This window comes from Aliiroseovarius sp. S1123 (assembly GCF_023015885.1).
In the GTDB taxonomy this organism is placed as follows: Bacteria; Pseudomonadota; Alphaproteobacteria; order Rhodobacterales; family Rhodobacteraceae; genus Aliiroseovarius.
Map to the genome: position 1 here is coordinate 87438 of NZ_JALKBE010000005.1, position 20630 is coordinate 108067.

Annotated in this window: 16 protein-coding genes; 10 read left to right on the forward strand and 6 right to left on the reverse strand. The window is 59.3% G+C overall.

From position 1 onward, the window contains the following. Window positions 1–24: 24 nt before the first annotated feature. The 6 genes from MWU53_RS10885 to MWU53_RS10910 form a co-directional block, all read right to left on the reverse strand. Entirely contained in the window at window positions 25–957 is a 933-nt protein-coding gene (locus tag MWU53_RS10885; RefSeq protein WP_247093222.1) for a proline racemase family protein, read from the reverse strand. Between the two features lie 6 nt (window positions 958–963). Beyond that, a complete protein-coding gene (locus tag MWU53_RS10890; RefSeq protein ID WP_247093224.1) occupies window positions 964–1137 on the reverse strand; it encodes a hypothetical protein in 174 nt (57 codons plus the stop codon). 324 nt (window positions 1138–1461) lie between these two features. Then, a complete protein-coding gene (locus MWU53_RS10895; RefSeq protein ID WP_247093226.1) occupies window positions 1462–2517 on the reverse strand; it encodes a hypothetical protein in 1056 nt (351 codons plus the stop codon). A 12-nt stretch (window positions 2518–2529) separates the two neighbouring features. After that, window positions 2530–5922 carry a D-Ala-D-Ala carboxypeptidase family metallohydrolase gene (locus tag MWU53_RS10900; protein WP_247093227.1) on the reverse strand — a complete coding sequence of 1131 codons (3393 nt, stop codon included), beginning with the start codon at window positions 5920–5922 and terminating at the stop codon, window positions 2530–2532. Between the two features lie 15 nt (window positions 5923–5937). Next, window positions 5938–8130, reverse strand: coding sequence for a C1 family peptidase (locus tag MWU53_RS10905; protein ID WP_247093229.1), 2193 nt, complete (start codon window positions 8128–8130; stop codon window positions 5938–5940). Window positions 8131–8311: 181 nt separating this feature from the next. After that, window positions 8312–9184 carry a MurR/RpiR family transcriptional regulator gene (locus tag MWU53_RS10910; RefSeq protein WP_247093231.1) on the reverse strand — a complete coding sequence of 291 codons (873 nt, stop codon included), beginning with the start codon at window positions 9182–9184 and terminating at the stop codon, window positions 8312–8314. 88 nt (window positions 9185–9272) lie between these two features. Between MWU53_RS10910 and MWU53_RS10915 the strand changes: the two genes are divergently transcribed. From MWU53_RS10915 to MWU53_RS10960, 10 genes are all read left to right on the forward strand, one after another. Then, window positions 9273–10085 (forward strand): N-formylglutamate amidohydrolase, encoded by an 813-nt coding sequence (locus MWU53_RS10915; protein WP_247093233.1) that lies wholly within the window; start codon window positions 9273–9275, stop codon window positions 10083–10085. A gap of 8 nt (window positions 10086–10093) precedes the next feature. Then, window positions 10094–10666 (forward strand): TRAP transporter small permease subunit, encoded by a 573-nt coding sequence (locus tag MWU53_RS10920; RefSeq protein ID WP_247093515.1) that lies wholly within the window; start codon window positions 10094–10096, stop codon window positions 10664–10666. After that, a complete protein-coding gene (locus MWU53_RS10925; RefSeq protein WP_247093235.1) occupies window positions 10663–11982 on the forward strand; it encodes a TRAP transporter large permease subunit in 1320 nt (439 codons plus the stop codon). Before MWU53_RS10920 ends, MWU53_RS10925 begins: the two co-directional genes overlap by 4 nt. 33 nt (window positions 11983–12015) lie before the next feature. Then, window positions 12016–13050 carry a TRAP transporter substrate-binding protein gene (locus tag MWU53_RS10930; protein ID WP_247093237.1) on the forward strand — a complete coding sequence of 345 codons (1035 nt, stop codon included), beginning with the start codon at window positions 12016–12018 and terminating at the stop codon, window positions 13048–13050. Between the two features lie 55 nt (window positions 13051–13105). After that, window positions 13106–14455: a glutamine synthetase family protein gene (locus MWU53_RS10935; protein WP_247093239.1), complete on the forward strand. Its 1350-nt coding sequence runs from the start codon at window positions 13106–13108 to the stop codon at window positions 14453–14455. 91 nt (window positions 14456–14546) lie between these two features. Next, a complete protein-coding gene (locus MWU53_RS10940) occupies window positions 14547–15929 on the forward strand; it encodes an aldehyde dehydrogenase family protein (protein WP_247093241.1) in 1383 nt (460 codons plus the stop codon). After that, complete coding sequence (locus tag MWU53_RS10945; RefSeq protein WP_247093243.1) at window positions 15926–17071, forward strand: iron-containing alcohol dehydrogenase; 1146 nt, start codon at window positions 15926–15928, stop codon at window positions 17069–17071. Before MWU53_RS10940 ends, MWU53_RS10945 begins: the two co-directional genes overlap by 4 nt. A 4-nt stretch (window positions 17072–17075) precedes the next feature. Next, window positions 17076–17915 (forward strand): EamA family transporter, encoded by an 840-nt coding sequence (locus tag MWU53_RS10950; protein WP_247093245.1) that lies wholly within the window; start codon window positions 17076–17078, stop codon window positions 17913–17915. A gap of 333 nt (window positions 17916–18248) precedes the next feature. Next, window positions 18249–19382, forward strand: coding sequence for an extracellular solute-binding protein (locus tag MWU53_RS10955; protein ID WP_247093247.1), 1134 nt, complete (start codon window positions 18249–18251; stop codon window positions 19380–19382). Between the two features lie 127 nt (window positions 19383–19509). Continuing rightward, on the forward strand, window positions 19510–20622 hold the full coding sequence (locus MWU53_RS10960) for an ABC transporter ATP-binding protein (RefSeq protein WP_142853931.1): 1113 nt from the start codon (window positions 19510–19512) through the stop codon (window positions 20620–20622). The last annotated feature ends 8 nt before the right edge of the window (window positions 20623–20630 follow it).

A 20630-nucleotide genomic window follows, 5' to 3' on the forward strand; every position in this document is an offset into this window, starting at 1 on the left:
CTTGGACCTTGTGGGAAACGTGGGTCAGGTGCGGATACCATTCCTGAAAGGATCGGCGGCGTCAAAGATCAATCGACCCTCGGCCATGATAAAAGCTTGGCCGGTGATCGACGGGATAACCCCCCCGTTCGGCCCCGGCGTACAGGACAGGCGATAGGGGCTGCCAATGACACTTTCCTGCGTGATCTCTTCCCCGAACTGCAGCCGCCCGTCTGCGATCAGACAGGCCAGCCGCGCCGAGCTTCCTGTTCCGCAGGGCGAGCGATCATAAGCGTCATCGGGGCAGAGCACGAAGTTGCGGCTGTGCATGTCCGGGTTGGGCGAGGCGTCTTGGAAGATCACATGGTCAATCGGCTCGCCGTTTTCGCCACCGATGCCTTGTGCGTTGGCGGTGTCGCGGATGGCGATGGCCGCATTAGTCAGCGCGCGGATGTTGTTTGGGGCGACGGGCAGGGGCGTGGGGTCAAGGATGAAGAACCAATTGCCGCCATAGGCGACGTCCCCGGTCACGTGCCCAAGCCCCGGCACATCAAGCGAAACGCCCGCGTGCACACGGCGGCTTTCGATATTGGTAACGGTGACGGTGTTGGGATCGGACAGAAGAACCTCGACCACGCCGACGGGGGTTTCGATCCGGTGGGTGCCCAGCCCGATCCGCCCAAGGTGATAGAGCGTCACGGCCAGCCCGATCGTGCCATGCCCGCACATGCCAATCACCGCGCCTGCGTCGAAATAAATTACGCCGGTGACGCAGGTCGGGTCCACCGGTTCGACCAGAAGCGCGCCGACCATGGCCGGCTGGCCGCGTGGCTCTAACATCACGGACAGGTAGAAATCCTCGTGCTCCTCGGCCAGCAACTTGGCGCGCTGGGCCAAGGGGCCGGTACCAAGATCAGGTCCACCATTCAAGATGACGCGCGTGGGTTCGCCACCGGTGTGGCTGTCGACAATATCCATGACAATTCAGTCCGAGATTTCAGGGGACATGCGCGAACGTAGGGTCGCCGCTTTGCGTAGAAGGCCCGCCAGTCCGGCCGCACCCATTTTCTGTGTGTAATCCACATGGGTGGCGGCCGGATCTGAGCCAAGATCATCGAAGTTTTCGTCGATGCGCAGACGTGCATTCATTATGCACATGGCACCTTCCATACACAGTTCTTCTTTGAAACTGTTTTGCCGTGTCCATGGGGTGGGCGGCACGGCGCATTCGTTTTCATGGATCAATATATTGCGCGTGATGGCAAATGCGCATGCATCCCTTTGGGTCATCATGTGATGCCCAGTCAAAAGAGCGCGCGCTTCATTGTCTGAAATGTTCTGTTTCATTGATGACTATTCGGTAGAAGGACGGTTGTCCGCGAGTGGTGTTTCAAGCCTAATGTATCTTGGATCCAAGAATCTAGCAAAATTGTGGCGACGTCTGGTAATTTCACGTCTTGGTTGCGTAGTGCGGGGGTGCAGTTACCCGCCGAATCCGCTTAGGCTTCCAAAGGATCCAATCGCTCCAGTCAGGATCGGAGACACGATGGCAATGATCGCCTTCAGCGCGTCCAGCGTTGCGATGCGTTGAATGTCAAAGCCTGCGACGCCCTGCGCCAGTTCAGGTGTCCCTGCTGCACCCACCGCGTCGTGGAAGGTGTCGATGCGCACTTTAAGGATCAGGCTGACCGGCAGATAGTAAGACAGGATCAAGACCGAATAGGTGACGCCCCGATAGATGGATAGCGCGCTGACCAGCTCGGCATGGGCTTTGCGCATGTCGTCATTCAGGATGGCGTCGCCCGGCCAGGACATCCACGACAGCATCAGCACCATTCCGGTTGTCAGCAAAATGCCTGAGCAATAGAGGTACCGCTGCGTGGCCTCTTGCGCGGTTTTCAGAAGGCGTGCCTCTGTTTCCAAGTCCGGGTGGGTCGGCTGGCCGATATGTGCCGGGCGGGACAGGGCCAGCACCATTCCGGCAATCACCGCGCCTGCAGACAGCGAGGTCAGGATGTTCGCACGGTCCAACAGGTAATCCATCGCGAAATAGGCTCCTTGCTGGTCGCAGCCATTCGGCAGGCTTCCCCATTCTTCGCACCCCGACAAACTGGCCGGGATCATCAAGGCGTGAAACAGGTTGTCCCCCAGAAGGGCTTGGCTTTTAAAGCCTGCGGGCATCCAGTCGGGCTCAAAGGTCGAAAAGCTGAGCGAGACTGCAATGATCCCCAAGATCCCCACAATCGTGGTCAAGATCGAGCGCCGCGTGTGGCGTGAATACAGTTCGAACACGAAGATCGCGGTGACCGAGACGGTCGCCCCACCGAAGAAAAACAGCGCGGCCAGAAAGCGATAGCGCGCGCTTAACTCGATCAGGCGGGACTGGTCTTTCAGCTCCAGCCCCTCAAGATGCAGCGTCGTGTCCCCAAACGTACCCAGCAAATATTCGGACACGATCAGAACAACGACCGGCAGCAGCATGATCAGCAGATAACGCGGATCAATTTGCAGTTTGGATATGTCATAGGTGCGCGTCATCACAGCCCCCGCTCAGCCCAGATCAATGTCTGCAATCAACGTCTTACGCGAGTCCGACAGCTTGTCGCGTATGATCTCGCGCACATCTGCGTAGATCAGCGGGCTAAGCGCAAGCTTCTGGGCGGACAGCCAATATTGCAGCTCGTTTTTGCCCCACGTGACGAACAGCAGGTTCTGCTTGCGATCCTTGTAGGTGAAGTTGAACGCGCCCAAGGCCATGCTGATTACATCGCCTGAAGCCTCGGCGCTGCCGATCTGGAAGTTGCCGCCAGTGGACGACGAGGTCTCGAAGTCAAACAGTTTGATCTTGCCATCGTCTTGCGTCAGCCCGCGCAAGGCTTCTATCGCGCTTTCGACGATGCGGAACTGGTTGCCCGTTGCCACCTGCGCCAGCGTGGCCAGAATGACCTGATCGAAGCTGCCATTGCCTTTCATCCGCTGGCTGGCCTCGAAGGGCGCGGCTTCGCGGCTCCAACCCATAAGGCTCATCAGGTCCATGTATTTCACGAACCACGCGGCGCGGTCTTTGACCGGGTCAAAGACGGCATCCGCAGCGCGCTGGGCGAAGAGGGTCGACAGAAGCACGTCCTCTTTTTGCAGCGGGGTCAGGTTGTCGACGAAGGAAATCACGCTGGAGGCATTCACCGCCGATTGCAGCGCTTGCTGCGCAGTGGCGTTGGTGGTGCTTGGATCGAACTCCTCGGCAGATCGTGACGTGGGTTCGGCAAAGGCCGAGTGGACGTCGCCCGGAGCCGATCGCGGTTTGGCCAGAACGGTCGCGAACAACGTCGCGATGCGGTCCGCCAGATCCAGCTTGCCTGTCGGGCTGTGCACCACAGGGGCCGCGCCCGGGCCGACCGGCAGAAGCGGCGATGCGCTGGGCAGGGCCGCGTCTCGGAAGGCGGGCGGCCATGTGGCGTTCGCGCCACGGGTGTCGATATGGGTGAAGCTGTTGTAGCGTCCGATCCCGCCGGTGAAGAAGCCTTCCTTGTCGCGCAGCCAGCGCAGGGCCGTGGCGACCTGTGGGGCCTCCATCCCCGCGACTTGGAAATCCAGCGCCCGGAACGCCATATGCTGGCTGGATTTCGCTCCGCCGATGCATTGGTTATAGGCCGGCCCGCGATAGGCGTTGGTGATCGCAATCGGCTTGCCCAGACGATCCCGCAGATGGTCGAGCACCTGCGCAGTCTTGGCGATGTTCTCCCAAAGGTTGCGCGACGGGAACAGGTTTTTCCCCTGACACGCCCCGCCGGGGGTGTTGTGTCCACCACCCAGAACCAGAAACTCGTCGGTCGAGAAATTGCGCAGGCCCAGCGACCGGATGAAGGCGTCAAACGCGGCATAGTCCGGCCAGTTCAACGCGGCAGTCGAATCTCGGAACCCCGCACCCCGCGCCTTGGCATCTAGGATCGCGCGGACTTGGCTGTCGGGGATCTGGTCGTGCTCGTCGCCTTCTTCGTCCTCGGCGCTGGTGCGGGGTGGGCTGGCGACGGTGGCATGGCCCCGTGCTGGCAGCAGGCTGAAAGGTCGATCCGTGACGAAATTCGGCTCTTTCAGAAGGGCTTCGAACAGTTGTGGGGTTTGGCTGTCGCTGTTGATTTCAGCGTCGATGGCGATGCGGAAGGACCGATAGTCGCCTTTGAATGCGCCATCGGACCAGACCTTCAAAAGCGCGCCGGTGAAGGCTCCGTTTTGCGGGCCGTCCATGGCGAACTGTTCGTCCTTACAGGCGCCAAGGTTCAGGACCGAGGCTTGGATCGGGCTGGACAGCGGCGAGGTCATCACGCTTTCCTTCAGCGCGCTATAGGATTTCGACGCCTCGCGATAGGCCGCTTCATTGGCGCGCCAGACGCGGTCTTCGATATGTAAGGGCATCGCCCGCACGTTGGGGTTTGGGGACATCGGACGGCCAAACAGGGTTGTCGGCGCACCGGGGCCAAAGCGGATCATCGACCCTGAATGGCAGGTGTCCGGCACCATCAAAACCCGCACCCCCGCGCGGAACTTGGTCCAGAGCATGTAAAGCTCGTCATCGGCGATCTGGAAATCGTAAAGGCACAGCGTCTCGTCCATCTTCTCGTCGCCGTCGTGGTCTTCGTCCTGATTGAAATCAGGCACCCGACCCCCGTGGCCCGAGACGGTGAACAGGAACATATCGCCCGCGGTCAGTTCAGCCGCGGCGCGTTCGATTTCAGCAACCACGTTTTGCCGCGTGGCGTCAGCGGTCAGAAGCCGCGTGGGGGTGAACCCTTCGGCCAAGGCCAAGGCTTCCATGTCCAGTGCGTCGGCCTCGCAGGCGTTCAACTTTCCGTCCCAGCCGTCGTAATGGGCCGGGTCCACCAAGTTCAGACCCACATGCAGAGACATGCCCTTAGGCGCGCCGCCTGCGATGACGGGGGTGGGGTGAATGTCGGCCTCAAGGTCACTGGCCAACCCGAACGGGCCGCTGATGACGGGGGGCGTCTCGATACGCTCTGCCGCGATCTTCTTGATCTCGGCCTCGAACTTCTGCGCGACCTTGCCATAGCCGGTGTCGTCGGGGTGTAGCTCGTCAAACCAGTTCTCGTCCGCGACCACGTTGCGACAGTCGATATAACTGGCGTTCGGCACCGACCGCGCCAGCCGCCGCAGGCGGCGGTTGAAGGCATCCATCATCTCGATCGCGATGTCGCGCTGCAGTTTCTTGTCGAGGATCTCCTGCTCTTCCATCGGGGCGCCCAGCCAGCGGCCCCCATCCGGGATCGGATAGTCATAGCCGTGGCACAGCACGCTGACATGCGGGAAGTGCTGTTGGACGTCCCGAAACATGCGCCCGTAATTGTGGATCGCATCGTCCAGAAGCGCGTGGAACGAGGGCAGCAGATAATCCGCAGGCTTCAGCGCCGGGTCGTATTTTTCAAGATGCGAAGCCAGCGCCCCGCCCGCAACCAGATCATTGCCGCCGCCGGACAGAAGCAGGATCTCGCCCTTCTCGTCATCAAGCGCGTTCAGGTATTCCTGCTTGTCCGCCATCTTTTTCAGAAGGTCACCCGCGGCCCCCAGCGAAAACACCGCATAGGGCTTCATCAGGTAATCAATCGTGTCGCGCAGACGCACCGGATACTGGAACCAGCTGTCGCCTTCAGACACGATGATCGGGCCAGTATAGCCCGCCTTCAGCTTGTCGCGGAACATGCCCTGCCGCCGTGCCCGTGAAATCCAGTTGAAAAAGTTCATCGCCGCCGCCGTGCGCGCCCGTGCATCTGGCCCTTCCGGAATGTCGACCGTGTCCGGGTTCAGCTTGAACATCGGGTTGAATGCGCCCGAGGTCGCTTCGTCCAGAATGAAATACTTGGCCAGATCTGTCTCTTCGACGTTGGGATCCGCCATTTGGGACATAAGCTGTTCGACTGAGATTTTGGCCATCGGTCTTCTCCTTTGTCAGGTCACGTGTTTCTGAAATCCTCTGATGCACTCGAAAATACTGGTGGTGATGGTCGGGTCGGCGTTCAGGTCGGTCTGCTGAATGCGCTCAAGATCGTGTTTCTGGTCGTGGATGCGGTTCAGGCGAAAGATCGCGCCGCTGGTGACCGCCGCGTCGTTGTCGATAAGGCTGGCCATGCCCAGAAAGGGCCGCGCTTTCAGATAAGCGCCAGCGTCTGGCGTGTCGGTGCCGCGCGGCAGGGGATAGCGGTCTTCGAATGCGTTCGAGACCAGATGTAAAACAGACTTGCCATAGGCGCCGAAGCAGACGCGATCCTCCAGCTCTTCTGTTGGGACATAGATCCGGGCGGGCACGTGATCGGCGGCGCGCAATAGCGGTTGCACCACGGGTCCGCGTGCACGGCTTTTGCTGTGGCGTGCGGGATCCAACGCAACGTTCATTTGCGTGATCCGGGGAAGAAGGACGTTTTGTGCACGGGGAAGTCCTATGGCTGGATGCACCAAATGCATCGTGTCGAACCATGTCTCGCGGAAATCCACGCCGGGGCGCGAGAAGGGCGGCGGCATGTCGGGCTGCAGCAGAGACAGCATCTCGTGCACCATCAAGACGCCCGCGCCCTCGGCGACGATGTGCAGCTCACATCCGGTCTGTTCCTTCAGATCCAGAAGGCTGTGCAGGAAATCCCCGACGATCCCGGTTTTCGAATAGCTGCGGTCGTGATGCTGCTCAAATGGCAGCTCTCCGGTGCCTTTCAGCGCACGCATTGCGCTCATTTCAATGTCGCGCCAGAAGGCCCGCCCGACGCCGCGCACGCGGTTTTCGATCAGTTCATCCAGATGCTCGGCAGTGTCGCCTGCCTGTTCGGTGCAGCTCTCGAATAGGGTCGCCAGCACTTCCAGCGACTTTTCGACGAAGCTGTTGCACCAGAAGATCGAGTACGGATACAGCCCCATCGCCTTGATCGCATTCTTGCGCGCGACGGCGGCGGAGAAGGCAGGCTTGATGCCCTCCAGGCTGCCGGGGATCCACAGAAGCACGCCGCGATATTTATGCGGGTCATCCGGTGCGGCTTTGGGGTCCAGTTTGGGGGCAAGATGCGCCTGGGTCCGCACCCAGCCGTCTTTGAACGACGGGTAGGAGCCGGTCGAGACGTGATAGCCGTCATCCAGATGCATGTAGTGCCCGACCAGTTCAAAACACGGGGTCGAGCCGGACCGGATCTTGCCGATCACGCCCTTGGTGCCCTTCTCGCCAACCGATGCGCCAAAGGCGGCGGGGGCGGGGACGCCCAGCCGTAGCACCCAACCGTCGATGACGTTGCGCGCCCAGTCGTCATAGCTCCATAACCCGATCCCGGCCTGTCCCAGATAGCCGCCCCAGTCCGAACCCCACGAATTCAGCACGTGAAAGCCGTGTTCGTCATAGCCGGTCAGTACAAAAGCGTGGGTGCCCAGCTTACCTTGTGCGGGCGGCCAGCCAATCGCCCCGCTGTTTTGTGGCGTGGCCTGCAGCCAGCCGTCATGGATATTCGCGCTGACCAGCACGGCCTGCGCGTCATTCAGCGCGGCGTGAAAATGGTTCAGGACCGAGGCCAGCCGGAAATAGGCCCCCAGCCCGATGTCGCGCGCGTGCCGGGCTTGCGCCACGCTGGTGAATCGTCGACCGGCATCGGGCCCGCCCGGCAGATAGCAGTCGCTCTGCCACCGCGTGTCGTCGGGTGGCGGCGTGTCGAAGGGCCAGTCAAGGCACGCCCCATGGTGATAAAACCCCTTGATGGCCGAGCGCAGGGTCAGAACGCCCTCGTGCGCGTCGGCTTTCATGGCCTCAAGCGAGGGATAGCGGTCGTGGAAATGTGCCATGCGATACAGCATGTCTGCGCTGGTGATATCATCGGCAGGCGCTGGGTTGCCCTGCGGAAGTTCACCCCGGTCGGTTCGCTGAAGGTGACGCTGAATGTCGATCAGGTTGGCCAGCGCAAAGCCCACGCAGCGGCCAGACGTCCCTTGATTGCGCACTGTGAAAACCGGATGCCGCAACCCCGTGTCGTTAGCAGGGGTTAGCAGTTGGGGGGCTATCGACAGCGCGTGTTTCAGGATGGCCAAGTTTGGAACATAGGTCTGATCCCGCAGATCAACCCAATCTGCCCGGACCCCGTTTTTCTGCACAATTTTGGTATCAATGTCGGACATGCGCACCCGCGGCCCAAATCAGAATTTGCAATTAAATTTAGAAGGCTTACCCCCTTACTCTATCACAAAGTGGGGTCTTCTCATAATTGCGGCAAAAATGGGGCAGGTGTCGCCGAGCCGCGCTCGACCCAACAAAAAAGGGGGAAGCTGAAATTATACTGTTTCTACAAAGCGTAAGGTTCTAGCTGGAGCCGCTACTTTGTCCGAATTTACGAAACAGTTTGGTGCGGTCGAACGCCTCTTCCAGCGCATCCGTTCGGGCCTTCACATCGTCCCACAAGCGCTCTTGCACCTCGGCCACAGCGCATTCCAGCAAGACCAGAATCGCGGCCATGGAATCCCATGCAGATGGGACAGCGATACGTGCGCTGAAAGTGTGGCGCGCCAGACGGTGAATGGGCGAGCGCCACTGGTCGGTGAACAGCACGATCTCGGCCTCGCGCTCGTGGCAGAGCTGCCCGATCACCAACGTCGTGTTCTCGTACCGGCGCACATCCAGCGCGATCAGCACGTCGCCTTTGCGAATGTCCAAAAGCTCGTGTGTCCACGAGGCCGAGACTGGCAAGATGCGCACATCGGGGCGGATCATCTGAAGGTGCAGATAGAAATACTGCGCCAGCGTGCCGGTGATCCGGCCCCCGGTGATGAAGATACGGCGATTGGGATCGCAAAGCAGTTTGCACAGCCCGTCGAACTCCTCGGGGTCGACCTCGTCCAGCGTGCGCCGCTGGTTCTCAAGCGCCTGTCGCGAGTACCGGTTCAGCATGTGCTCTTCCGGCAGATCGGTCTTCCACACATCGCGCTTGGCAACCGGGTCCGAGATCATCTCTTTCAACTCGCGCCGCAGGGCAGCCTGAAACTGTGGATAGCCCTTGAAACCGGTTTTTTGCAAAAGCCGCGCAACCGTGGTGGTGGACACCGACGCGTTCGCGGCCAGTTCAGTGATGCTGCCCAGCCCGGACAAGGGGTAGTCGTCCAGAAGCACGTTCAGAAGCTGCCGCTCGGACGGGGTCATCTCTTCGCGATGTTGTAAAAGCTGATCAGTTACGCGCACGTGGCAAAACCCTTTCGCTGTGAATTTAGTCATTCTGTCAAAAAATCGACAGGAAAATCAAGAGCGGGAAAATCGTTACGGAAAATTATTGACACAGTTAATTAAGCTGTGGATGTTTTTCCACATGGAATCACAGACCATAAAATCAAACTTCGGTCCGGCCGTGCATGTGGACCAGATGGGCGATGCGCCCCGGGTGATCGTGGTGTGCGAGCATGCCTCGAACCGGGTACCCGCGCATCTGGATGGGCTTGGTTTGGATGACGAAACTCTGACCCGTCACATCGCTTGGGATCCCGGCGCGCTGCCGGTTGCCAAGGGGCTGGCGCAGCGGATGAACGCTGTGCTTGTGCATGGTGGCATTTCGCGGCTGGTTTATGACTGCAACCGACCGCCCGAGGCCCATGACGCGATCCCATCTCGTAGTGAAGTATTTGATATTCCCGGAAATACTGGCCTGACAGATGCCGAGCGTTTCGAAAGGGCGAAGCAGGTCTATCGTCCGTTCACAACCACACTGAAAGAGCAGATCGGCGTGCACCGGCCACACCTTCAGATGATGGTGACGGTACACAGTTTCACGCCTGTCTATCGCGGCCAGATGCGGGATGTGCAGATCGGAATATTGCATGGAGATGACGACCGGCTGGCCCTGTCCATGATGCGGACCGTCCCGGAAGATCTGGGCATGGAAGTGCAGTTGAACGAACCTTATGCGGCTGTCGATGGCGTGGCCCATACCCTGAATAAACATGCGGTACCGTATGGATTGCCAAACGTGATGATCGAAATCCGTAACGACCTGATCGAGACGGCCGAGCAACATGCCAGCATTGTCGGGGCGCTGGCAGACTGGATCGCAAAGGCCGGGGCCGCGATGAATGAAAGGAACACAGCGTGACTGCGTTCATGACCGGATATGTGCGCGTCGTCGACGCCGTGAACTATCGCATTGGTCGAGTGATGATGTGGGGGCTGTTCGTGATGATGGGGATCCTTCTGTGGTCCTCGATCTCGAAGACGTTTTTCCTTCCGTCGCTCTGGACCTTGGAAATGGCGCAGTTCGCCATGGTGACCTATTACATCATGGGCGGTCCGTACTCTCTCCAGATGGGGTCGAATGTGCGGATGGACCTGTTTTATCACAATTGGAACCATCGCAAGAAAGCGTGGTTCGACGCCTTCACGGTGTTCTTCCTGCTGGTCTATCTGGGTGTGCTGATCTGGGGCGGCGTCGGATCGACCGCCTATTCGCTGGGATACTGGGGAGACGCGCCGTTTTCCTATTTCTGGGGGCTGATCACAGGAACCGAGGAGGTCGGGCGGCTTGAGCGTTCTTCGACCGCGTGGCGTCCCTATGCCTGGCCCATCAAATCCATCATGGTCATCGGTTTCTTCCTGATGCTGCTTCAGGCCATTTCCGAACTGTTCAAAGACATCGCCCGCATCCGCGGCAACGAGATTGGTGTGACACGCACATGAGCCAAGAATATATCGCCATTTTCATGTTCGCATCGATGATGCTGATGCTGTTCACGGGACAGCGCGTGTTCGGTGCAATCGGAGCTGTAGGTGCGATTGCAGCGCTGTCGCTTTGGGGCGTTGGCGGGCAGGATATTCCGTTTTCCGCCGCGATGAAGCTGATGAAATGGTATCCGCTTCTGACCCTGCCGATGTTCATCTTCATGGGCTATGTCCTGAGCGAAAGCCGCTTGGCAGACGACCTCTATCGTATGTTCCACGTCTGGATGGGCCCGGTGAACGGAGGCCTTGCCATCGGTACCATCGGCCTGATGGTTCTTGTGTCCGCCATGAACGGGCTGAGTGTTGCGGGCATGGCCATTGGCGCCACTATCGCGCTGCCGGAACTTCTGCGCCGCGGCTATGATAAGATCATGGTGACGGGGGTTATCCAGGCGGGATCCAGTCTGGGGATCCTCGTCCCGCCCTCGGTTGTGTTGGTGCTCTATGCGATGATCGCCCGGCAACCGGTTGGGCAGTTGTGGCTGGCGGGTGTGTTGCCCGGTCTGATGATGGCGACGATGTTCATCATCTACATCTGGCTACGCTGTAAAATCCAACCGCATCTTGGTCCGGCCATGGAAGACGCGCATGAAGTGTCGCGCGCTGAAAAGATCCGTCTGCTGGGCGCGGGTGTGCTGCCGTTGGCCATCTTCGCCGCGATGATGGTTCCGTTTGTAAACGGTTGGACGTCGCTGGTGGAAAGCTCGGCCATTGGCGCGCTGACGGCCCTGTTCGCGTCCGTCGCCAAACGCCGCATGACATGGCACATCTTCGAGACCTGCACCAAGCAGACCTTGCTGATTTCCTGCATGTTCATGTGGATCATTCTGGCCGCATTGGGCTTTGGTGCAGTCTTCGACGGGCTGGGCGCGGTCAAGGCCATCGACAACCTGTTTACCGAGCAGCTGGGGCTGAATCCGTGGGTCATTTTGATCCTGATGCAGCTAAGCTTTATCATCATGGGTACGTTTCTGGATGACACCGCGATGCTGGTCATCGTGGCGCCGCTTTATGTGCCCTTGGTCAATGTGCTGGGCTTCGATCTGATCTGGTATGGGGTGCTTTACACCATCACCACCCAGATCGCGTATATGACGCCACCCTTTGGCTATAACCTGTTTCTAATGAGGGCCATGGCACCACCAGAAATTGGGCTGGGGGACATCTATCGTTCGATCGTGCCATTCGTCCTTATCATGATGTTGGCTTTGGCAATCATCATGATATTCCCCCAAATCGCCCTGTGGCTGCCCAATTACGTGTACGGAAAATAACAATAATAAAAACAACCAACTAGGAGAGAGAAGATGACGACAAGACGTAAGTTTTTAACCACCGCCGGGGCCGGTCTGGCCGCGGCTCCTTTGGCAACGCCCGCGATTGCACAGGGCACGATTAAGTGGCGCATGCAGACCTATGCGGGCCCCGCACTGGCCGCCCACGTGATCGACCCGGCGATCGAGATGTTCAACAAGATCGCCGGAGACCGCATGCAGATCGAGCTGTTCTATGCCGACCAGCTGGTCCCGACAGGCGAGCTGTTCCGCGCCATGCAGAAGGGCACGATTGATGCGGTGCAGTCGGATGACGATTCGATGGCCTCGCCCACCGATGTGACTGTGTTCGGCGGCTACTTCCCGTTCGCCTCGCGCTATTCTCTGGATGTGCCGGTGCTGTTCAACCAGTACGGTTTGAACGAGATCTGGGACGAAGAATACTCGGCCGTTGGCATCAAGCACGTCAGCGCCGGGTCGTGGGATCCCTGCCACTTCGCCACCAAGGATCCGATCCACTCGCTTGCCGATCTGAAAGGCAAACGCGTCTTTACCTTCCCGACCGCAGGCCGCTTCCTGTCGCAGTTCGGCGTGGTCCCCGTAACCCTGCCGTGGGAAGACATCGAGGTCGCCGTGCAAACCGGCGAGCTGGACGGGATCGCATGGTCGGGCATCACGGAAGACTACACCGTGGGTTGGGCCGATGTGACCAACTATTTCCTGACCAACAACATCTCGGGCGCATGGGCTGGGTCGTTCTTCACCAACTTGGATCGCTGGAACGAGCTGCCGGAAGACCTGCAAACCTTGTTCCGCGTGTGCTGTGATCAGTCGCACTATTATCGCCAGTGGTGGTATTGGGGCGGAGAAGCCAGTCTACGCGTCAACGGCGACAAGATGAGCCTGACCACCATCCCGGACGAGGAATGGGCGCAGGTCGAAGAGGCCGCCGTCAAGTTCTGGGACGAGATCGCCGCCGAAAGCCCGACCAAGGCCAAAGTGGTCGAGATCTTCCGCAAGTATAATTCCGACATGCAGAAGGCTGGACGGCCTTACCGCTACGGTTAATGTTACCGCGTGGGGCGGCCACCTGCCGCCCCCGCATTTCTTGAAAGAGGCAGTTATGACACTCGATGATCTGAAAGCCCGATTTGCCGAAGGCAGCGTTGATACGGTTCTGGTATGTCTGGTCGACATGCAGGGGCGCCTGATGGGCAAGCGGTTCCATGCGGGCCACTTTGTGAATGGGGCGTATGAAGAAACCCATTGCTGCAATTATCTGCTGGCGACGGATCTGGAAATGGGCACGCCGGATGGCTATGCCTCGACCTCGTGGGAAGGGGGCTATGGCGACTATGTCATGAAGCCCGACCTGTCGACCCTGCGCCCGGTGCCGTGGCTTGAAGGCACGGTGATGGTGATGTGCGATGTGCTGGATCACCATACGCATGGGGATGTTCCCCATTCGCCACGTGCGATCCTGAAGCGTCAGGTGGTCCGTCTGGCCGAGCTGGGCTTTGACGCGATGACCGCGACCGAGCTGGAGTTTTTCCTGTTCGAGAAGAGCTTTGACGAGATCCGCAAAGAGGGATTTCGCGATCTGGCACCGATTTCGGGCTACAACGAAGATTACCACATCCTACAGACCACCAAGGAAGAACACGTGATGCGGCCGATCCGCAATCACCTGTGGAACGCTGGTCTGCCGATCGAAAACTCGAAGGGCGAGGCTGAGACCGGTCAGGAAGAGTTGAACATCAAATACGCGCCTGCGATGGACAATGCCGAGTATCACTCGATTGCCAAACACGCGGTGAAGGAAATTGCGTGGCAGCAAGGCCATGCCGCGACCTTCCTGCCCAAGTGGCATCACGACAAGGTGGGATCGTCCAGCCATGTGCATCAGTCGCTGTGGAAGGATGGTGCGAATGCGTTCTTTGATCCTGATGATGCGCTGGGCATGTCGGATCTGATGAAAAACTATATGGCGGGGCTGTTGAAATACGCGCCGGATTATACCTATTTCATGGCGCCTTATATCAACTCGTACAAACGCTTCATGAAGGGCACCTTTGCGCCCACGCGGATCATCTGGTCGGTGGATAACCGGACAGCGGGTTTCCGTCTGTGCGGGGATGGCACCAAGGCGGTGCGCGTCGAATGCCGCATCCCTGGATCGGATATGAACCCCTATCTGGCGATAGCTGGAATGCTGGCAGCGGGTATTGCTGGCATTGAAGAAGGGTTGGAGCTTCAGGCCCCGACCACTGGCGATGTCTATCAGGGGGAAACCGGAATGATCCCGGGCAATCTGTCCGCCGCGCGCGATGCGCTGCACGGATCCGCGATGTTGCGGGCAGCGATGGGGGATGAGGTGGTCGACCACTATACCCGCGCTGCCGAAGTCGAGATCGAGGAATTCGAGCGTGTTGTGACCGATTGGGAAGTCGCGCGTGGGTTTGAGCGGGCATAAGAGCTAGGCGAGGGGCCAGCGCCTCGCGCTCCCCGAGGTATTTGAAGCAAGAGGAAGAGGGCTGGATTGCCCTGTATCGTGGAGGTTTGGCATGGGCCAAATGTTGAAATGTATCTCGCCAATTGACGGATCGGTCTTTGCCGAGCGCGAGGTTCTGTCGCTGGAGGCCGCTGAGGCAGTCGTAGCATGTGCGCGGGCTGCTCAGGCAGATTGGGCTGCGCGTCCGTTGGCTGAGCGGATCAAGCTGGTGATGGCAGGCGTTGCCGCTGTTGGTGCGATGAATGACGAGATCGTGCCGGAGCTGGCCCAGATGATGGGGCGTCCGGTGCGCTATGGTGGTGAGTTCGGCGGGTTCAATGAACGCGCCAGCCACATGGCCTCGATCGCGGCGGACAGTCTGGCGGATATCGAGGTGGGTGAGGATGAGACCTTCAAGCGCTATATCAAGCGCGTGCCGCATGGCGTGGTCTTTGTCGTCGCCCCGTGGAACTATCCTTACATGACGGCGATCAACACGGTCGCGCCTGCGCTGATTGCCGGGAACACGGTGGTGCTGAAACACGCGACGCAAACCTTGTTGGTGGGCGAACGGATGGCGGCGGCCTTTGCCTCGGCCGGTGTGCCTGCGGATGTGTTTCAGAATGTCTTCCTGTCCCATGACGTGACCAATGATCTGATCGCGGGCAATGCGTTCGACTTTGTGAATTTCACGGGGTCCGTCGGCGGCGGTCAGGCGATGGAGCGCGCGGCGGCGGGCACGTTTACCGGCGTGGGGACCGAGCTGGGTGGGAAAGATCCCGGCTATGTCATGGACGACGCCGATTTGAACGCGGCGGTTGATACGCTGATCGACGGGGCCATGTTCAACGCGGGCCAGTGTTGCTGCGGGATTGAACGGATTTACGTGCATGAGAGCCTTTTTGACGACTTCGTCGCCAAGGCGGTCGAGATCGTGAAGGGCTATAAGTTGGGCAATCCGCTGGACCCGGAAACCACGCTTGGGCCGATGGCCAATGTGCGGTTTGCAGATGAGGTCCGCGCGCAGATTTCCGAGGCGCTGGCCGATGGGGCTGTGGCCCATATCGAGACATTTGCCGAGGATGATGGCGGCGCGTATCTGACGCCTCAGATCCTGACAAATGTCACCCACGACATGCGTGTGATGCGGGATGAAAGCTTTGGTCCTGTCGTGGGGATCATGAAGGTATCAAGCGATGAGGAAGCCATCGCGCTGATGAATGACAGCGAGTTCGGTCTGACCGCGAGCCTTTGGACCCGCGATGTGGAGCGTGCCGCGCGTGTGGGCGATCAGGTCGAAACCGGGACTGTTTTCATGAACCGTGCCGATTACCTTGATCCCGGCCTGTGCTGGACCGGCTGCAAAAACACTGGGCGTGGGGGTGGTCTGTCCGTCATTGGCTTCCATAACCTGACACGCCCCAAATCCTACCATCTGAAGAAGGTGACATCATGAGCCTTGTTGGAAACTGGTCCTATCCGACCGCAATGAAATTCGGCGCAGGCCGTATCAAGGAACTGCCCGAGGCCTGCGCGCAGGCGGGCATGAAGCGCCCCCTTCTGGTGACGGACAAGGGGCTTGCCGATCTGCCGATCACGCAAGCCACGCTGGACATCATGAAGGCCACCGGTCTGGGCCGCGGCATGTTCAGCGACGTGGACCCGAACCCGTCCGAGATCAACCTGCATGCGGGCGTCGAAGCCTATAAGGCAGGCGGCCATGATGGGGTGATCGCGTTCGGTGGCGGCTCGGGGCTGGATCTGGGCAAGATGGTCGCGTTCTACGCGGGCCAAACCCGCCCGATCTGGGATTTCGAGGATATTGGCGATTGGTGGACCCGCGCAGATGCGGATGCGATTGCGCCGATCATCGCGGTGCCAACCACGGCGGGGACCGGTTCGGAAGTGGGCCGTGCCTCGATCATCACGAACTCGGTCACACATGAGAAGAAGATCATCTTCCACCCGAAGGTGCTGCCGACGGTTGTGATTGCGGATCCTGAGCTGACCATGGGGATGCCCAAGTTCATTACCGCTGGCACTGGTCTGGATGCGTTTGCGCATTGTGTCGAGGCGTTCTCGTCCCCGCATTACCACCCGATGAGCCAAGGCATTGCGCTGGAAGGGATGCGTCTGGTCATCGACTATCTGCCGCGCGCCTATGCGGATGGCACCGACCTTGAGGCACGGGCCAATATGATGTCCGCCGCTGCGATGGGCGCGACGGCTTTCCAGAAGGGCCTTGGCGCGATCCATGCGCTGTCGCATCCGGTGGGCGCGATCTTCAACACGCACCACGGGACGACGAATGCGGTCTGCATGCCCGCCGTGTTGGAGTTCAACGCGGCTGAAATCGCGGATCGTTTCGACCGTGCGGTGGGTTATCTAGGCATCGAGGGCGGCTTCAAAGGTTTCCAAAGCTTCGTGCAAGACTTCAACGACAGCTTCGAAATCCCGCGCAAACTGTCTGAGATGGGCGTGAGCGCCGATCAAATGGATGCTCTGGTGGAAGGGGCCATCAAAGACCCCAGCTGTGGTGGCAATCCGGTCGAGCTGACGCGCGAGAATCTGCGTCAACTCTTTGAAGCCGTGATCTGACCCCATGACCACGGGCATTGTCCTGATCATCCTGTCGGCGGCGATGTTGCACGCCACGTGGAATACCATCGTGAAAACGGCGGGGGATCGGACGGCCACATTGGGGCTGGTGGCGCTGGGCCACGTCATCCCCGGCTTGGCGATGGTGGCGGTGCTGCCATTGCCTGCCGTGGAAAGCTGGCCCTATCTGATCGCCTCGACGGTGATCCACTTCGGCTATTTCTACATGCTGGGGCAGGCCTATAAACACGGAGATCTCAGCGTCGTCTACCCGATCGCGCGCGGCATCGTGCCCGCGCTGGTGTCGCTGTGGGCCATGCTGTTTGTGGGCGAGATCCTTCCCGCGCAGGCATGGTTCGGCATCGCGCTGATCGCGGTGGCCATCCAGATTTCAAGCTGGGCGGCGCTGCGGCACGGGGTTGGCCGGGCGGCGCTGTTCTTTGCCCTGGGCACTGGGGTCTGCATCTCGGGCTATTCGCTGGTGGATGGGGTCGGTGTGCGCCTGTCAGGGGGCACGCTGTCTTATTGGGCTTGGCATTCGGTGCTGCACATCTTCATCACCGGCTTCGTGGCCGTGCGCCGCGGGAATGCCATCCGCGCCTTGCCCCGCCGGACCTGGATGATTGGCATTCTGGGCGGCATGGTCTCGATGACTGCCTATGGCTTGGTTCTCTATGCCAAGAACTTCGCCCCGCTGGGCGCCGTGTCGGCCTTGCGTGAAACCTCGGTCATTTTTGCGGCACTCATTGGCTTTGTCTTTTTGGGTGAAGGCAACTGGCAACGTCGCCTGTTGGCAGCGGTTCTGATGGCAGGGGGAGTCGCGCTTATCGGGCTATCTATCTGATGCCCAATCCAAACGCGGAGCGCTTAAAATGTTGACTCATACCCCTTTCAGGTCGTTCACTTCTTAAAGTGGCCGAGGAGTCGGTCCAGTGAAATCGAAAATTGCCGCGCCAATGTATCCAGTTTGCGCTTGATACATAAAGACTTGAAATAAAAGGGAGAAATGCAAGTCTAGGTCCTGATTGGCGGGGGTTTTCGCTGAGTATACGTCCAGAAGCCTACATGGCGCGCCAAAACTGGACTGACCATGCGATAAAAGCTGGCGCTATTGGTGGGCCGGATAATGAAAAAAACTATCGCAAGACAATAATTAAAAAACCAACGGGAGAATACAATGACAACAGAGAACAAGTTCAGTCGTCGTTCCGTGCTGAAAGGCGCGACCACGATGGGTGCTGCCGCACTGGCGACGCCGCTTTACGTGAAGAACGCGCTGGCGTCCTCGGGTGAAGTCAACATCCTGATGTGGTCGGACTATCTGCCGCCCGAGTTCATCGCGGGCTTCGAGTCTGAGACCGGCATCAAGGTGAACTACACCGGTATCGGATCGAACGAAGAAATCATCAACAAGATGAAAGCGACCAAAGGTCAGGGCTTCGACATCGTATCGCCGACCAACAACCGTTCGCTGCAGTGGGAGCCGCTTGAGCTTCTGAAGCCGTTCGATCTGGCGAAAGTGAACATCGACGCTGTGAACCCGGCGATGGCCAAGATCGGTACCGATGCTTGGAACTTCGCAGGTGGCGGCGCGCACTGGCTGCCGCATATCTGGGGTACCGAAGGTATCGCATATCGCACCGACAAGTGGCTGCCAGCAGGGGATGCCCCCAGCTATGGTGACGTCTGGTCGGAAGAGAACGCTGGCAAGACCATGGGCCGTGCACACTCGATGATGCTGGGCGCTGGTCTTTACATGGAACGCGCTGGCGAGATGGAGCCGGGCTCGGTCTGGGCGGCTTACAACGACGAAGACACCATGCGTAAGGTCTGGGGTCAGATTGCCGATTGGTGTATCGCGCGCAAGTCGCGCATCAAGCTGATCTGGAACGACGCTGACACCCAGAAGAACGGTCTTCTGAACGAAGGCGTTGTGGTTGGTCAGACTTGGGATGGTCCGCCGCTGGCCCTGAAATCGGCAGGCGAGCCGGTGCACTATCAGGCTCCGGTCGAAGGTGCGATGGCATGGGTCGACGGTATGTCGATGCCGGTAGGTGCCACGAATGAAGAGCAAGTTTATGCCTTCATCGAGTACGCCTACCGTCAGCAGCCTGCTGGTGTGGCGATTGACAGCCACGGCTATAACTCGCCGGTGCTGGGTGCCGACACCTATTCGGGTGACACCTACAAGAAGAACTTCTCGGAAGCCTATCCGGGTGACAGCCTGGCCAACCTGAACCCCTGGCCTGCAGAAGCGCCTTGGTATGCCGATGTGCGTACCGAGTTCGTCAACAAGTTCAAGAGCGCCTAAGCGACTTGAAACCTGCGCGCCCCCGTCGTGGGATGGGGGCGCCTTACCAAACTGACTGAAACGTCTGGAAACACGGTCGCACGCCTGAGATCAGCGCGTGAGCGACCCGTTTATGGGGAGAGACCATATGAGTGCCGGAGTAGGCGTCGATCTTGAAAACCTCTGGATCCGCTTTGGAGATTTCGTCGCAGTGCGCGACGCGAATGTGCACATCAAAGGGGGCGACTTCTTCTCGTTCCTAGGCCCGTCGGGCTGTGGCAAGACCACGATCCTGCGTGCCGTTTCGGGTTTTCTGGAGCCCAGCGAAGGCAACGTGCTGATCGGCGGCAATAACATGAAGGGTATTGGACCGAACAAGCGCCCAACCGCGCTGATCTTCCAGAACCTTGCGCTGTTCCCCCTTATGAAGGTCTGGGAAAACATCACCTTCTCGATGGAGATCGCGGGTGCATCCGCACGTGATCGTCGCAAACGTGCTGACGAGCTTCTGGACATGATCGCGCTGCCGGGTCAGGGCGACAAGCTGCCCTCGGAGCTGTCCGGTGGTCAGCGTCAGCGTGTGGCGATTGCCCGTGCGCTATGTGCCGAGCCTGACGTGCTGCTGCTGGACGAACCTTTGTCCGCGCTTGACCTGAAGCTGCGTCAACACATGCGCACCGAACTACGCGAAATTCAAAAGCGCGTTGGCATTACCTTCATCTACATCACGCATGACCAAGGCGAAGCACTGACCATGTCGGACGACATCGCTGTGATGCGCGCCGGTGTGATCGACCAGATTGCAGACGGCAAGACCATCTATAACGATCCGGCGACTGCGTTTGCCGCCAGCTTTGTGGGTGAAAACAACGTCTTCCGCGGGAAGGTGCTTGAGGTTCGAGGTGATCAGGCGTTGATCCGCACCAACCGTTCGGGCGATCTGCTGTCCCGCATCTCGACCGCCAATCAGGGCAAGATGAACGTGGGCGACGATGCGATGATGTTCATCCGCCCAGAAGCATTGTCGCTGGCCCCGACCGGAACGCAGGGCGATCACTTCGTCACCGCAAAGGTCAACCACGAAGAGTTCGAAGGCAACAGCTTTAACATTTTCATGGAGGGCGATGGCGGTAAAGAGCTGAAGGTCGCAATCCCCAACCACGGCCAGTCGTTCGATGACCACTCGGGTCAGGATATGACGCTGGAATATGACGTGAACAACGCCGTTGCGGTTCCCGCCGGCGAATTGGCCGCGGAATAAGGAGTGGA

What these genes read in the sequence shown, in the direction of transcription:
- MWU53_RS10885 (WP_247093222.1), bottom strand. Translation starts at nt 957, where the DNA reads ATGGATATTGTCGACAGCCACACCGGTGGCGAACCCACGCGCGTCATC.
- MWU53_RS10890 (WP_247093224.1), bottom strand. Translation starts at nt 1,137, where the DNA reads ATGTGCATAATGAATGCACGTCTGCGCATCGACGAAAACTTCGATGAT.
- MWU53_RS10895 (WP_247093226.1), bottom strand. Translation starts at nt 2,517, where the DNA reads ATGACGCGCACCTATGACATATCCAAACTGCAAATTGATCCGCGTTAT.
- MWU53_RS10900 (WP_247093227.1), bottom strand. Translation starts at nt 5,922, where the DNA reads ATGGCCAAAATCTCAGTCGAACAGCTTATGTCCCAAATGGCGGATCCC.
- MWU53_RS10905 (WP_247093229.1), bottom strand. Translation starts at nt 8,130, where the DNA reads ATGTCCGACATTGATACCAAAATTGTGCAGAAAAACGGGGTCCGGGCA.
- MWU53_RS10920 (WP_247093515.1), top strand. Translation starts at nt 10,094, where the DNA reads ATGACCGGATATGTGCGCGTCGTCGACGCCGTGAACTATCGCATTGGT.
- MWU53_RS10925 (WP_247093235.1), top strand. Translation starts at nt 10,663, where the DNA reads ATGAGCCAAGAATATATCGCCATTTTCATGTTCGCATCGATGATGCTG.
- MWU53_RS10930 (WP_247093237.1), top strand. Translation starts at nt 12,016, where the DNA reads ATGACGACAAGACGTAAGTTTTTAACCACCGCCGGGGCCGGTCTGGCC.
- MWU53_RS10935 (WP_247093239.1), top strand. Translation starts at nt 13,106, where the DNA reads ATGACACTCGATGATCTGAAAGCCCGATTTGCCGAAGGCAGCGTTGAT.
- MWU53_RS10940 (WP_247093241.1), top strand. Translation starts at nt 14,547, where the DNA reads ATGGGCCAAATGTTGAAATGTATCTCGCCAATTGACGGATCGGTCTTT.
- MWU53_RS10945 (WP_247093243.1), top strand. Translation starts at nt 15,926, where the DNA reads ATGAGCCTTGTTGGAAACTGGTCCTATCCGACCGCAATGAAATTCGGC.
- MWU53_RS10950 (WP_247093245.1), top strand. Translation starts at nt 17,076, where the DNA reads ATGACCACGGGCATTGTCCTGATCATCCTGTCGGCGGCGATGTTGCAC.
- MWU53_RS10955 (WP_247093247.1), top strand. Translation starts at nt 18,249, where the DNA reads ATGACAACAGAGAACAAGTTCAGTCGTCGTTCCGTGCTGAAAGGCGCG.
- MWU53_RS10960 (WP_142853931.1), top strand. Translation starts at nt 19,510, where the DNA reads ATGAGTGCCGGAGTAGGCGTCGATCTTGAAAACCTCTGGATCCGCTTT.